This window comes from Luteimonas arsenica (assembly GCF_004352825.1).
Taxonomy (GTDB): domain Bacteria; phylum Pseudomonadota; class Gammaproteobacteria; order Xanthomonadales; family Xanthomonadaceae; genus Luteimonas; species Luteimonas arsenica.
In genome coordinates this window covers 1,269,992-1,284,347 of record NZ_SJRW01000001.1, presented here as the reverse complement: position 1 = coordinate 1,284,347, position 14,356 = coordinate 1,269,992, and the positions used below count along the sequence as shown (strand labels likewise).

The 14,356-nt window shown below is 71.7% G+C and carries 11 protein-coding genes; 7 read left to right on the top strand and 4 right to left on the bottom strand.

What is annotated here, in order from left to right:
• Positions 1–75: 75 nt before the first annotated feature.
• Positions 76–2,229, bottom strand: coding sequence for a winged helix-turn-helix domain-containing protein (locus E2170_RS05820; RefSeq protein ID WP_132999643.1), 2,154 nt, complete (start codon positions 2,227–2,229; stop codon positions 76–78).
• A 178-nt stretch (positions 2,230–2,407) separates the two neighbouring features.
• Between E2170_RS05820 and E2170_RS05815 the strand changes: the two genes are divergently transcribed.
• The 6 genes from E2170_RS05815 to E2170_RS05790 all read left to right on the top strand — a co-directional run bounded on the left by E2170_RS05815 (position 2,408) and on the right by E2170_RS05790 (position 10,323).
• Positions 2,408–3,040, top strand: coding sequence for a hypothetical protein (locus E2170_RS05815; RefSeq protein WP_132999642.1), 633 nt, complete (start codon positions 2,408–2,410; stop codon positions 3,038–3,040).
• Positions 3,041–3,124: 84 nt separating this feature from the next.
• Positions 3,125–6,682: a DNA polymerase III subunit alpha gene (gene dnaE / locus E2170_RS05810; RefSeq protein ID WP_132999641.1), complete on the top strand. Its 3,558-nt coding sequence runs from the start codon at positions 3,125–3,127 to the stop codon at positions 6,680–6,682.
• Between the two features lie 82 nt (positions 6,683–6,764).
• On the top strand, positions 6,765–7,724 hold the full coding sequence (locus tag E2170_RS05805; protein WP_132999640.1) for an acetyl-CoA carboxylase carboxyltransferase subunit alpha: 960 nt from the start codon (positions 6,765–6,767) through the stop codon (positions 7,722–7,724).
• Between the two features lie 45 nt (positions 7,725–7,769).
• A complete protein-coding gene (tilS, locus tag E2170_RS05800) occupies positions 7,770–9,134 on the top strand; it encodes a tRNA lysidine(34) synthetase TilS (RefSeq protein WP_132999639.1) in 1,365 nt (454 codons plus the stop codon).
• A gap of 9 nt (positions 9,135–9,143) precedes the next feature.
• Positions 9,144–9,422, top strand: coding sequence for an exodeoxyribonuclease VII small subunit (locus E2170_RS05795; protein WP_132999638.1), 279 nt, complete (start codon positions 9,144–9,146; stop codon positions 9,420–9,422).
• A complete protein-coding gene (locus E2170_RS05790; RefSeq protein WP_132999637.1) occupies positions 9,415–10,323 on the top strand; it encodes a farnesyl diphosphate synthase in 909 nt (302 codons plus the stop codon). Before E2170_RS05795 ends, E2170_RS05790 begins: the two co-directional genes overlap by 8 nt.
• Positions 10,324–10,353: 30 nt before the next feature.
• On the opposite strand, the gene E2170_RS05785 is transcribed toward E2170_RS05790, so the two are convergent.
• A complete protein-coding gene (locus E2170_RS05785; protein ID WP_133000040.1) occupies positions 10,354–10,701 on the bottom strand; it encodes a DUF4870 domain-containing protein in 348 nt (115 codons plus the stop codon).
• 121 nt (positions 10,702–10,822) lie between these two features.
• Positions 10,823–12,193 carry a metalloprotease PmbA gene (gene pmbA, locus E2170_RS05780; protein ID WP_243708066.1) on the bottom strand — a complete coding sequence of 457 codons (1,371 nt, stop codon included), beginning with the start codon at positions 12,191–12,193 and terminating at the stop codon, positions 10,823–10,825.
• Positions 12,194–12,243: 50 nt separating this feature from the next.
• Between pmbA and yjgA the strand changes: the two genes are divergently transcribed.
• The gene (gene yjgA / locus E2170_RS05775) at positions 12,244–12,771 is read left to right on the top strand and encodes a ribosome biogenesis factor YjgA (RefSeq protein WP_133000038.1); all 528 of its coding nucleotides are present in this window, start codon (positions 12,244–12,246) and stop codon (positions 12,769–12,771) included.
• Between the two features lie 131 nt (positions 12,772–12,902).
• Here yjgA and tldD read toward each other — a convergent pair whose 3' ends face one another.
• Positions 12,903–14,345, bottom strand: a complete 1,443-nt coding sequence (gene tldD / locus E2170_RS05770; RefSeq protein WP_132999636.1) for a metalloprotease TldD — start codon at positions 14,343–14,345, stop codon at positions 12,903–12,905.
• Positions 14,346–14,356: the final 11 nt, after the last annotated feature.

Below are 14,356 nucleotides of genomic sequence, written 5' to 3'. Positions count from 1 at the left end.
GCCCTGCCACGGACGGTGGCTGCTTGTTCGCCATGATGTGGCCCTCCTTTCACGTGATGCCCCTCGCGGGGCGGATCAGCCGCGCCCTTCGCTGGACACGGCCGCCTGCGCCTTCTGCAGTACCGGGCTGGCCCGGATGCGGGCTTCGTCGAGCCCCTCGCGAAGCGCGCGCGCGACCTCGGCCCGGGACGCTTCGCGCTCGCCCAGCAGGGCCAGCGTCTCGGCGTTGTAGAGCGCGATCTCGGCGGGGTCGCCGCGTCCCGACTCGCGCGCCAGTCCCACCTTTTCCAGCGCCTCGTCGCGCTTGCCCAGGTTCGCGCAGTACCAGCCCAGCGCGGCCAGCGCGTAGCCGTCGCCGGGATCGACCGCCAGGTAGCGACGCACCCGGCGCTCCGCCTCGGAAAACGTCTCGACCACGTCGCCCGGGGGCGCACCACTCTCGCGGAGACCGTCGCCGAGGAGGCCCCAGTTGACGTAGTCGTCGGGATCGAGTTCCAGCGCGCGCCGGTACAGTGGGACCGAAGCCGCATGCTCTCCGGACCATGCGCGCAGGGTGCCGAGATTGGCGAGCACGTCGGCCGTGGGCCTGATCGCGATCGAACGCTCGAAGGCGCGCGCGGCCTCGCCGGTATCCCCGCGCAGCATGTGCAGGAAGCCGTAGGTGTTCCAGTTGCCGGCGTTGTCGGGATCCAGCGCCAGGGATTCCCGGTAGTGGCCGATCGCGTCGTCGATGCGACCGTCGCGATAGGCCTGGAAGCCGACCTCGGCGCGTATCCGGGCACTGGCCGGGGCCAGCGCCAGCGCCTGCCTGAAATGCTCTTCCGCCAGTTCGGCCTGGCCGCGCGCCGCATGTACCTTGGCGATGCCGACCTGGGCCATGGCGGCGGTGCCCGGATCGGCCGCCGCGCGCTCGAACTGCGCCATCGCCCGGTCGAAATCGCCGCCGACGCGCTCGAGGTTGCCCAGCGCCAGCGCCGCTTCGGGCGGTGCCGGCTCGAAGTCCGCGGCGCGCGCGCAGGCCGCCAGGGCGCGCTTGTGGGCATCGACGTCGTTCCAGTATTCGAAGCGGGCGGTCTCCGTGGTGCACAGCGCGGCCTGTGCGCGCGCGAAACCCGCATCCTCCGCCAGCGCGGCGCGAAAGGCCTCGGCAGCCTGCGAACTGCGCTCCGGCGTCGCTGGCGCGCGCGCCAGGTACAGGCCGCGCAGGTAGGCGTCGAAGGCGGCCACGCTGCGCGTGGGTGCGAGCCGCCGCCGCAGCGACTCGCGCTGCTCGGGCATTGCGCCCAGCATCGACTCCACCACTTCGCCGGCGATCGCGCCCTGGGTGGCGAACAACTCGGCCATGGAATGTTCGTAGCGCCGGCTCCACAGCACGTAGCCGCTACGGGTGTCGCTGAGCCTGGCGCTGATGCGCAACCTGTCGCCGTCGCGGCGGATGCTGGCATCGAGGATCGCATCGACCGCGAGCTCGCGCCCGAGTTCGCGGACGTCTGCGCTGCGGCGCGGATCGTCGCCATCCATCAGCGCCGCCACCTCGAGGCCCGGCACCCCCGCCAGTGCATCGTGCATCTCCAGCGCCAGGCCTTCGGCGAACCAGACATCCCCCTCGCTTCCACCCAGCATCGAGAATGGCCGGACCGCCACCGCGGCGCCCGTCCGGGCCAGTGCCGGATCGCTCCCCCGCCACCACCAGCCCACCGCCGCCACCAGAAGCACCAGCAGCAGGGCCAGGCCGGGTGCCCAGCCCCAGGGCGGAGCGCGCTCCCCGGCCACCAGCCTGGCGGCGGCGTCCGTGTCGGCTGCATCAGCCGCTTCCCCCGCAGCGACCACCGCCTCCGCGTCGGCGGAAATTTCGCGCCCCTCCATCGACGGGGAAATTTCCGCCTCGGCCGCCTCCTGGGGCACTGATATCTCCGGCGCGCACATGAACCGGTAGCCGACCGCATGCAGGGTCTGGATGTAATGCGGATGCTCGGCCTCGTCCCCCAGCGCCTTGCGCAGCTGCGCCACCACCCGGTTGAGCACGCCTGGCGTGACGTGGCGGTGCCCCCAGACCCGGTCGAGCAGGTCGTCGCGCGCGATCGCGTGCCCGGGGTGCTCCAGCAGGGCCAGCAGGACCGAGTAGGCCTTGGGCTCCAGCGCCAGCTCGCGCCCGCCGCGCACGACGCGGTGCGCAGCGGTGTCGACCTCGACGTCGCCGAAGCGGTAGATGCGCGCTTCATCCGGCATTGCAGCCCCTTGGTCGGGTCCGCCCAGCAGCGAGCCCCGGTTTGAACGCAGGAATCAGCAAAAACCGGCTTCCATCGCGATTCCATCACCTGCTCCGCCGGTTTCCCTCAAGCTTCGACGGCGCGGCGGCGCGATCCTGCAGCTGCGCCAATCCGGCGCCCCCGATCCGGAGACAGCCATGAACGCCATCCTCGACAACCTGCCCCTGCCGACCGTCCGTCCGCAGTACGCCCGCCGCCACCGCATCGCCGGCCTGGAACCCAAGGCCCGCGGCGTCGAACGCTTCCATTCCGTGGCCCGCTCGCTCGCGGCCCATGGCAACGTGCCCAGCGTGGACGGCATCGCCAGCGCCGCGCGCAGCCTGGCCCAGGCCTATGCCGGCCATCCCTGGGCACCCTGCATCCACCAGCGCCGTCGCTGTCTGCAGGCGCTGCGGATGCTGGCGCGTGAACCCGGCTGGCGGCTGGATCCCGACCAGCTGGAGCGGATCGCCCTGCTGGCGGACTACGCCCGCGGCGGAGACCGCCTGGTGCCCGACAACGTGCCGGTGGTCGGCGGCCTGGACACCGCGGTGCTGCTCGACCTGGCCTGGCCCGCGCTGGCCGCCGACGCCGAGGCCTACCTGGACTTCCGCCGCCTGCGCGCCGAGGAAGCGATCCTCCGCGGCGAGCGCCCGGGCCGGTTCAGCTTCGGCCGGGACGAGTGGCTGGAGGCCCGCCGCGCCGAGATCGCCCTGCGCGCACACGTCGCCATGCGTGGCGCCGCGAGCTATGTCCCGGGTGTCGGCGCGTCGATGTTCCGCGTCCACTGAGGGGACGCCCCGCGCGGACCAGGCTGTCAAGCCTTGTCCCCGCGGGGGCTGGCACCTAACCTGCGGGGCTGCACCAGCGGCCCCGTGATGTCCCGACGCTTCGTCCACCTGACCCTGCACAGCGAGTATTCACTCGCCGATTCGACGATCCGGATCCCGGAGCTCGTCAAGCGCTGCGTGGCCCTGGGCCAGCCTTCGGTGGCGGTCACCGACCGCAACAACCTGTTCTCGCTGGTCAAGTTCTTCCGCGCCGCCGAGGGCGCCGGAATCAAGCCGATCGCCGGCGCCGACATCAGCCTGGCGGAGGGCGACGAGGCTCCCGCCACCCTCACCCTGCTCTGCCGCGACCATGACGGCTACCTGTCGCTGTCGCGCCTGCTCACGCGCGCCTGGATGGAGGGCCAGCGCCACGACGGCGTGGTGGTGCGCCCGCAGTGGCTGCGCGACGAGCACCAGGGCCTGTTCGCGCTGGCCGGGCGCCATTCGCCCGCCGGCCGCCTGCTCGCGGCCGGGCGCCACGACCAGGCCGAAGCCTGGATCCGCGACTGGCGCGGCGTCTTCGACGACGGCCTGCACCTGGCGCTGGCGCGCTGCGGCTTCGCCGACGAGGCGGCGTTCAACGACTTCGCGCTGCAGGCCTCGTCGCTGTGCGCGGTGCCGGTGGTGGCCGGCAACGAGGTCCGCTTCATCGACCGCGAGGGCTTCGATGCCCACGAGGCGCGCGTCTGCATCGCCTCGGGCCGCGTGCTCGACGACCCGCGGCGGCCGCGCGACTACACCGCCGAACAGCACCTCAAATCCGGCCAGGAGATGGCGGAGCTGTTCGCCGACGCGCCCGACGCGCTCGACAACGCCGTGGCCCTGGCCCAGCGCTGCAACCTCGAGCTGCGCCTGGGCACCTACCACCTGCCGGCCTTCCCGGTACCCGCCGAGCACACGCTCGATTCCTGGATCCGCAGCGAAGCCCGCGACGGCCTGGCGCGCCGGCTCGAGCACGCGCCGCTGGCCGCCGGCCACGACCGCGCCAGCTACGAGGCGCGGCTGGAGACCGAGCTCGACGTCATCATCCGGATGGGCTTCCCCGGCTACTTCCTGATCGTCTCGGACTTCATCCGCTGGGCGAAGGAGCACGGCATCCCGGTGGGCCCGGGCCGCGGTTCGGGCGCCGGCTCGCTGGTGGCCTGGGCGCTGGAGATCACCGACCTCGACCCCCTGCCCTACGACCTGCTGTTCGAGCGCTTCCTCAACCCCGAGCGCGTGTCGATGCCCGACTTCGACATCGACTTCTGCATGGACCGGCGCGACGAAGTGATCGAGTACGTCGCGCGCAAGTACGGCCGCGACCGCGTCAGCCAGATCATCACCTACGGCACCATGGCCGCGAAGGCGGTGCTGCGCGATGCCGGGCGGGCGCTGGGCTATCCCTTCGGCCTCGTCGACGGCGTCGCCAAGCTGGTGCCGATGACGCTGGGCGTGTCGCTGGAAGACGCGCTGGGCAAGACCGAGAAGTCGCAGAAGGACGACGCCTGGCGCTCGGACGAGCTGATCGCGCGCTACCGCGACGAGGAAGACGTCCGCGACCTGATCGACCTCGCCCTGCAGCTCGAGGACCTGACCCGCAACGCCGGCAAGCACGCCGGCGGCGTGGTGATCGCGCCGCAGCCGCTGTCCGAGTTCTGCCCGCTGTTCGCCGAACACGACGGCGAGGGCGGCGGCCGCAACCCGGTGACCCAGTTCGACAAGGACGACGTGGAAGCGGTCGGCCTGGTGAAGTTCGACTTCCTGGGCCTGCGCACGCTGACGATCATCGACTGGGCGGTGAAGGCGATCAACCGACGGGCGGCAGGCGGGGACGCGCCCGCGCTGGACATCTCCAAGCTGCCGCTGGACGACGTCGCCACCTACGAGCTGTTCGCGCGCGGCGATACCGTCGCGGTGTTCCAGTTCGAATCGCGCGGCATGCGCGAGCTGCTCAAGCGCGCGAAGCCCGACCGCTTCGACGACCTGATCGCCCTGGTCTCGCTGTACCGCCCCGGCCCGATGGACCTGATCCCGGACTTCATCGAGCGCAAGCACGGGCGCGCCGCGGTCGAGTACCCGCACGACCTGCTGGAACCGGTGCTGGCGCCGACCTACGGCGTGGTGGTGTACCAGGAACAGGTGATGCAGACCGCGCAGATCCTGGGCGGCTACTCGCTGGGCGGCGCCGACCTGCTGCGCCGCGCGATGGGCAAGAAGAAGGTCGAGGAGATGGCGAAGGAGCGCGCCAAGTTCGAGGCCGGCGCGCTGGAGACCCACGGCATCGAGCCGAAGGTCGCGGGCCCGATCTTCGACCTGCTCGAGAAGTTCGCCGGCTACGGCTTCAACAAGTCGCATGCCGCGGCGTATGCGCTGGTGTCCTACCAGACCGCTTGGCTGAAGGCGCACTACCCCGCCGAGTTCATGGCCGCGGTGCTGTCCAGCGACATGGACAGCACCGACAAGGTGGTCGGCTTCCTCACCGAGGCGCAGGCGCTGGGGCTCGAAGTGCTGCCGCCGGACGTGAACCATTCGACCTACATGTTCGAGGCCATCGACGCGCGCACGCTGCGCTACGGCCTGGGCGCGGTGAAGGGCGTGGGCCAGGGCGCCTGCGAGGCGATCGCCGCCGAGCGTGGACGCGACGGTGCATACACCGACCTGCTCGATTTCTGCCGCCGCAACGAATCCGCGCGCCTGAACCGCCGCACCCTCGAGGCCCTGGTCAACGCCGGCGCCCTCGATGCCCTGGGCCGCAACCGCGCCTCGCTGATGCTGCAGCTGCCGGAAGTGCTGAAGGCGACCGAGCAGCTGGCGCGCGAGCGCGAGGCCGGCCAGTCCTCGCTGTTCGGCGGCTTCGCCGAACCGGCGGCCGCCGCGGCGCAGATCACCCTGCCCGAGGTCGCCGAGTGGCCGCTGGCGCAGAAGCTCGCCGGCGAACGCGAGACGCTGGGCCACTATCTCAGCGGCCACCCGCTCGATCCCTGGCGCAACGAACTGAAGGCGCTGGTCGGCACCGATCTGGGCCAGCTCGACGCGCTCTGGGAATCCGGCAGTTCCGCGCGCAAGGGCGGCAATGGCGAAGGCGGCCGCGGCGGCTGGCGCCAGGAAGTCACTGCGATCGTCGCCGGCCAGGTGACCGGCATCCGCAAGCGCGGCGAGAGCCAGGCCTTCGTGGTGCTGGAGGACGGCCGCGGCCGCATCGAATGCGCCTTCTTCTCCGAAGCCTGGATGGAGCACGCCTCGCTGCTGGCCGGCAACCGCATCGTGATCGTCGAGGGCGGCCTGCGCGAGGACGAGTTCAGCGGCGGCTTCTCGCTGCGCGCGCGCCGCGCCTGGGACTTCCACGAGGTCTGCAACCAGTCTGCGCGCCGCCTGTCGCTGCGCCTGGACCTGGCCCAGCCGGGCATCCTCGACCGGATCGATGCCCTGCTCTCGGCGCACCGCCCGGGCGCCACCCCGCTGCGGCTGGACCTGCTGCTGCCGGCCGGCGCCGCCGGCAGCCTCGACATCAACGGCAGCCAGTCGGTGCGCGTGGATCCCGACCTGCTCGGCCAGCTGCGCGTGGAACCGGGCGTCCGCGCCGTCCACGTCGCCATGGGCAGCCGGCCCTGGGCGAACTGAACCGGCGATCGCCACACGGCCGGGTACGGGGTTCTGGCCGCGGTCGGCTAGACTGTCCGTTTTCCGGCCTCCAGGCCCACGGATGAACCCGAACTACCTCGATTTCGAACAGCCCATCGCCGACCTTGAGGCGAAGATCCAGGACCTGCGCCAGGCCAGTTCCGGCCAGGCCGTGAACATCGACGCCGAGCTGCGCACCCTGCAGGACAAGCTGCGCCTGCGCACCGCGCAGATCTTCCGCGACCTCAGCCCCTGGCAGGTGTCCCAGCTGGCGCGCCACCCGGCGCGGCCCTACACCAACGACTACATCCGCTACATCTGCGATGAATTCCAGGAGCTGGCCGGCGACCGCGCCTACTCCGACGACGCCGCGATCGTGGGCGGCATCGGCCGCATCAACGGCCGCAGCGTGATGATCATCGGCCACCAGAAGGGCCGCGACACCAAGGCCAAGGTGCGCCGCAACTTCGGCATGCCGCGCCCGGAGGGCTACCGCAAGGCGCTGCGCCTGATGAAGATGGCCGAACGCTTCAGGCTGCCCCTGTTCACCTTCATCGACACCCCGGGTGCCTATCCCGGCATCGGCGCCGAGGAGCGCGGCCAGTCCGAGGCCATCGCCCGCAACCTGATGGAAATGGCGGAGCTCAAGATCCCGATCGTGTGCACGGTGATCGGCGAAGGCGGCTCCGGCGGCGCGCTGGCGATCGGCGTCGGCGACCGCACGGTGATGCTGGAATACAGCACGTACTCGGTGATCTCGCCCGAGGGCTGCGCCTCGATCCTGTGGAAGGACGCCGGCAAGGCCAAGGACGCCGCCGAGCAGCTGGGCCTCACCGCGAAGCGCCTGCTCGGCCTGGGCCTGGTCGACAAGCTGGTGCGCGAGCCCATCGGTGGCGCCCACCGCAACCCGAAGCAGATGGCGCTGCGCCTGAAGGCGGTCCTGCTCAACGAGCTCGACGCGCTGGAAGGCCTGCCGGTGGAGACGCTGCTGGAGAAGCGCTACCGCCGCCTGCGCGGCTACGGCGCCTACGAGGCCGCCTGATCCCGTCCATGGGGCTGCGGCCTTGCGCCGTGGCACCATCCGCGCATGGACCCCGCCGATATCGCCCTCCCCGCGCTGCCATCGGCGCACGCGCAGGCACCGGTGTGCATCGCGCTCAGCGGCGGCCTCGACTCCAGCGTGCTGCTGGCGCTGGCCGCCGCCAGCCCGGCGCTGCGCGGCAACGGCCTGCGCGCGCTGCACGTGCACCATGGCCTGCACCCCGAAGCCGATGCATGGCGCGAACACTGCCGGCGGAGCTGCGACGCGTTCGGCGTGCCGCTGGAGGTGATCGAGGTCGCGGTCGAACCTGCCGGCGACGGTCCCGAGGCCGCGGCGCGGCGCGCGCGCCATGCCGCCTTCGCCAAAGCCCTGCGCCACGGCGAGGTGCTGGCGCTTGCGCACCATCGCGACGACCAGGCCGAAACCTTCCTGTTGCGCGCGCTGCGCGCCTCCGGCATTGACGGACTGGCGGCGATGCGACCGTGGCGCGCACTGGGAGCGGGCTGGCTGTGGCGACCCCTGCTGGACCTGCCACGGGCGCAGCTGCTGGCGCATGCGCAGTCGCGCGGGCTGGCATGGATCGAAGACCCGTCCAACGCCGACCTCCACCTCGACCGCAACTTCCTGCGCCACCGCGTGCTGCCGCTGCTGCGCGAACGCTGGCCGCAGGCCGATGCCGCCTTCGCCGCCAGCGCGCGGCTGGCGGCCGACGCCTCGGCCCTGCTCGACGGCGGAGACGAAGCGGCGCTTGCGACCGTCCGCGGCACCTCACCGCAGTCGCTGTCGGTGCAGGGCCTGCACGCCCTGCCGCCAGCGCGCCGCGCGCGCGTGCTGCGCCGCTGGATCGCGGCGCAGGGCCTGCCTCCGCTGCCGGCACGTGGCGTGGCACAGATCGAGGCCGACCTGCTGGGCGATGCCGCGGAGGATGGCCAGGCCCGCTTCGCCTGGTCGGGTGCCCTGGTCCGACGCTGGCGCGATGAACTGCACGCCATGCGTCCCGGGCCGGCGTTGCCGGGCGGCTACCGCGCAACCTGGGACGGTCGGACGCCCCTGCGCCTTCCAACCGGCGAAACCCTTGCGCTGATCCCGGGCGACGACGGAGCCACCGCCTCGACCCCAGGCACCCTCGCGGACATGCCCGACGCAGCCGCGTCGCCACCTTGGACCGTCCACGCACGCGCCGGCGGTGAGCGCATCGTGCTGCCGGGGCGGACGCATTCGCACTTGCTCAAGCACGTGCTGCAGGACGCCAACGTGCCGCCCTGGCTGCGCGCGCGGCTGCCGCTGCTGTCGGCCACGGACGGCCGCGTGCTGGCCGCTGGCGACGTGCTGCGCTCCGCCGCCTTCGACGCCTGGCTGCGCCACCATGGACTGCGCCTGCGCCTACAAAGCGCTCCGGGCTTCCCGTAGACTTCGGGCATGGCCCGCAAGACCACCCCGCAAGCCACCGAAGACACCTCGCCGGTGGCCGACTTCGAGACCTCGCTCGACGCGCTCGAGCAGCTGGTGGAGAAGATGGAGCACGGCGAGATGAGCCTCGAAGACTCACTCGCCGCCTACGAACGCGGCGTCGGCCTCTACCGCCGCTGCCAGCAGGCGCTGGAGGCGGCCGAACTTCGCGTGCGGCTGCTCACCGATCCGCAGCAGCCGGAGTCGGCCACGCCCTTCCCGGCCAGCGGCGACGGCGACCGTGCCTGAGGCGGGCGCCGGCGCGGCCGGCACCGCGGCAAGACTCGAGGACTGGCGGCAGCGCATCGACCGCGTGCTCGAAGCCGCCCTGGCCCGCCACCCCGCCGCCGAGCAGCGCCTGGGCGCCGCCATGCGCCACGCCGTGCTGCTCGGCGGCAAGCGCATGCGTCCGCTGCTGGCCTATGCCGCCGGTACCGCCTTCGGCGCCGACGAAGCCGCGCTCGACGCACCCGCCGCCGCGATCGAACTGGTCCACGCCTATTCCCTGGTCCACGACGACCTGCCGGCCATGGACGACGACGCCCTGCGCCGCGGCCAGCCCACCGTGCACGTCGCCTTCGACGAGGCCACCGCGATCCTCGCAGGCGACGCCCTGCAGTCGCTGGCCTTCGCCGTCCTCGCCGATGCGGCCTGTGACGACGCCGCGCGTGTGGCGATGTTGCGCGAACTGGCGGTGGCCGCCGGCGCGGGCGGCATGTGCGGCGGCCAGGCGATCGACCTGGCCGCCACCGGCAGCGGTGGCTCCGCCGGCCTCGAAGCGCTGGAGCGCCTGCACGCGCTCAAGACCGGCGCCCTGATCCGCGCCGCGGTGCGCATTGGCGCGATCGCCGCGGGTGCCGGCGCCGACGACCGCCGGAGCCTGGACGCCTATGCCGACGCGCTCGGCCTGGCCTTCCAGGTCCGCGACGACCTGCTCGACGTCGAGGGCGAAAGCGCCACCCTCGGCAAGACCGCCGGCAAGGACGCGGCCCAGGACAAGGCGACCTTCCCGGCGCTGATCGGCATCGAAGCTTCGCGTGCGCGGCTGCACGCGCTGTCCGCCGCCATGGACGCGGCGCTGGCACCGCTGGGCACGCGCACCGCCGAGTTGGCCGCGCTGGGCGAACTCGCGATCAAGCGCTCGCACTGAAGCCGGCGGCCAGGGCCGCCGGCGCCGATCTCACTTGATCAGTCGAAGCGTCAGCGGATAGCGGTAGGCCACGCCTTCGTTGGCCTTGATCGCCGCGATGATGGTCAGCACCAGCCAGGCGATACCCACGACCACGAACAGCGGCCCGGTGATGATGATGCCGATGCCGAGCGTGAAGATCGTCATCAGGAACAGCACCAGGAAGATGATCGCCACGGTGATGTTGAAGTTCAGCGCTTCCTTGGCCTGGTCGTCGACGAAGGGCATGGTGTCCTTCTTGACCAGCCAGATCACCAGCGGGCCGATGAAGCAGCCGAGACTGCCGCCCCAGGCCGTGGTCAGCAGGCCACCGAGCAGCGATGAAAGGTGCGCGAACATCGCCCACTGGCGCTGCTGCGGATCGCTGGAGCCGTCTCCCGCCGCCTGCGGAATCCCGTCCTGATTGCCTTCTTCGAACATGCTGTGCCTCCCCTGGCGTGATTGCCTCCAAGTCTACACGTCATCCGAGACCGGCAACCGTCACCCCGCCGACCAGGATCGAGCCGGTGCGGATGTGCGAGCGCGGGTCGACGTCGCTGCCCACCGCCTCGATGGCCATGAACATGTCGCGCAGGTTGCCGGCCACGGTGATGCCATCGACCGGGTGCGCGATCGCGCCGTTCTCGATCCAGAACCCCGAAGCGCCGCGTGAATAGTCGCCGGTCACGGTATTGACGCCCTGCCCCATCAGGCTAGTGACGAGCAGGCCGCGGCCCATGCCGCGCACCATTTCGTCGAGGCCGCCGGCACTCGCCGCGACCTCCAGGTTGTGCACGCCGCCGGCGTTGGCCGTGGTCTCCAGGCCCAGGCGACGCGCCGAATAGCTTCCGAGCACGTAGCGCTGCAGCACGCCACCCTCGACCAGCGGGGTTTCACGGGTGGCCACGCCCTCGGCATCGAAGGCCGCCGAGCGCAGGCCGCGCTGCAGGAAGGGCCGCTCGTGGATCGAGAACCAGGCGGGGAACAGCTGCTTCCCGGCGGAATCGACCAGGAAGCTGGCACCGCGGTACAGGGCGCCACCGGACACCGCGCCCAGCAGGTGGCCGATGAGTGAACGCGCGACCTCGGCCGAGAAGATCACGGGATAGCGCCCGGTCGCGAGCGGCCGGGGATCCAGCCGCTCCAGCGTGCGCTGCGCGGCCTTGCGGCCGATGGCGGCCGCGGGCTCCAGGTCGTCGGGCGACAGTACGTAGCTGTACCAGCCATCGCGCTGCATGTCCTCGCCGCGGCCGGCGATCAGGGCGCAGGACAGGCTGTGGTGGGTGCTGCGCTCGGCGCCGACGAAGCCATGCGAGTTCGCATACACCGAGAGCGAGCTGCCACTGCCGACGCCGGCACCGTCGGAGTTGCCGATCCGGGCGTCGGCGTCGCGCCCCGCCTGCTCGGCGGCCAGGGCCAGCTCGACCGCGTCCTGCGCGTCCAGCGCCCAGGGATGCCAGGCGTCGAACTCGCGCAGGTCACGCGCCATCAGCGCCGGATCGGCCAGCCCGGACGCGGCATCGTCCTCGGTGTGGCGCGCGATCGCGCAGGCCTGCTCCACTGTCGCGGCCAGGCTCTCCTCGCGCAGGTCGGCGGTGCTGGCGCTGCCCTTGCGCTGGCCGAAATAGACGGTGACCGCGATGCCGCGGTCACGGGTGGACTCGACCGACTCCACCTCGCCCATGCGCACGTTCACGTTCAGGCCGCGGTCCTCGCTGCAGGCCACCTCGGCCTGGCTGGCGCCGGCGTCGCGGCAGCGCTGCAACAGCTGGCCGGCGATGCCCTCCAGGCGCGCCAGGCGCTCGCGGCTGTCGTCGTGGTTCGGGCTGGCGTCGGTGATGGCGGTGGTCAATGCCTTATCCTTCGAGGTTCTTGAATGGTTCAACGGGCGGCTGGAACGACATGCGCGGCAAGGACGAAGACACCGGCGAATTCCTCGGTCCCAGCCGCAGCGCGCAGCGCCGCGAGGCGCTGGACGTGCTGGACCTGGCGAAAGTCCTGGTCGAGCTCGACCCGGGCCGGCTGGCCAAGCTGCCGCTGGGCGAGCACCTGCTGCCCTTCATCGCCCAGGCCCGGCGCATCAGCTCGCACATCGCGCGCAAGCGCGAGGTCGCGTTCCTGGCCAAGCAGCTGCGCCGCGAGGACGAGGAGGCGCTGGACGCCCTGCGCGACGCGCTCGACACCGATGGCGAGGCCGCGCGCCTGGACACCGCGCGCCTGCACCTGGCCGAGCAGTGGCGCGAGCGGCTGCTGGGCGAGGACGGCGCCGCGGCGCTGTCGGAACTGATGGACCAGTTCCCGGGCGCCGACAGCCAGCGCATCCGCCAGCTGGTGCGCAACACCCATGCCGAGCGCAAGGCCAACAAGCCGCCGCGCTCGTTCCGCGAGCTGTACCGCGAAATCCGCGCCCTGCTCGACCAGCCCGCCTGAGCCACCGTGCCTTGTGGGAGCGGCTATAGCCGCGATCCCCGCACCGCCTGCAGATCCGATCGCGGGTATAGCCGCTCCCACAGTTCCAACAGCTTCCAGAGCTTCCACAGCTCCCACGGCACCGGCGTTCCTCACGCTTTGGTGCCGCCCACGGTGATCGCCTCGACCAACAGCGAAGGCTGGCCCACGCCCACCGGCACGCTCTGGCCGTCCTTGCCGCAGGTGCCGACGCCGTCGTCGAGCGCCATGTCGTGGCCGACCATGCGCACCTTCTGCATCGTCTCCGGGCCGTTGCCGATCAGGGTGGCGCCCTTCACCGGCGCGGTCACCTTGCCGTCCTCGATCAGGTAGGCCTCGGTCGCCGAGAACACGTACTTGCCGTTGGTGATGTCGACCTGGCCGCCGCCGAAGTTGACCGCGTACAGGCCCTTCTTCACCGAGCGGATCATGTCGGCGGGATCGTCCTGGCCGGCGCGCATGTAGGTATTGGTCATTCGCGGCATCACCAGGTGAGCGAATGATTCGCGGCGGCCGTTGCCGGTCGGCGCCACGCCCATCAGGCGCGCGTTGAGCGTGTCCTGCATGTAGCCGGTGAGCACGCCGTCCTCGATCAGCGTGGTGCATTGCGTGGGCGTGCCCTCGTCGTCGACGTTGAGCGAACCGCGGCGGTTGTCGAGCGTGCCGTCGTCGACGATGGTGACGCCCGGCGCGGCCACGCGCTGGCCCATGCGGCCGGCGTAGGTGCTGGTGCCCTTGCGGTTGAAGTCGCCCTCCAGGCCATGGCCGACCGCTTCGTGCAGCAGCACGCCGGGCCAGCCACTGCCGAGCACCACCGGCATCACGCCGGCCGGCGCATCGATCGCCTCGAGATTGACCAGGGCCTGGCGCAGGGCTTCGCGCGCGAACTTCTCCGGGCGCCCGTCGCCGAGCAGTTCCTCGTACGAGTAGCGCCCGCCGTAGCCGGCGTAGCCGCTTTCACGCCGCCCGTCCTGCTCCACGATCACCTGCACGTTGAGCCGCACCAGCGGGCGCACGTCGCCGGCGACCACGCCGTCCGAGCGCGCCACGAAGATAGTGTCGACACCGCCGGACAGGCTGACCATCACCTGCTTCACCCGCGGGTCAGCGGCACGCAGCAGGCGATCGACGCGGCGCAGGGCCTCGACCTTGGCGTCGTTGGCCATGCCGTCGACCGGATCCTCGGCCGGGTACAGCGAACGCGCCCCCGCCGGCACCAGCGCCTGCACGCGATGCTCGGCACCGCTGCGCGCGATCGCGCGCGCCGAACCGGCCGCCGACAGCAGCGAGTCGGCGTTGATGTCGTCGGCGTAGGCGAAGCCGGTCTTCTCGCCGCTGATCGCGCGCACGCCCACGCCCTGCTCGATCGAATGCGCGCCGTCCTTGACGATGCCGTCCTCGACCGTCCAGCTCTCGCGCCGCGCGTGCTGGAAATAGATGTCGCCGAAGTCGATGCCCGGGCCCAGCAGGGTGCCGAAGGCGCGCTCCAGGCCGGTGCCGTCGAGGCCGGCGGGCAGCAGCAGGCGCGACTGGGCGATTTCCAGGGTTCGGGTCATGGCTGGATCCT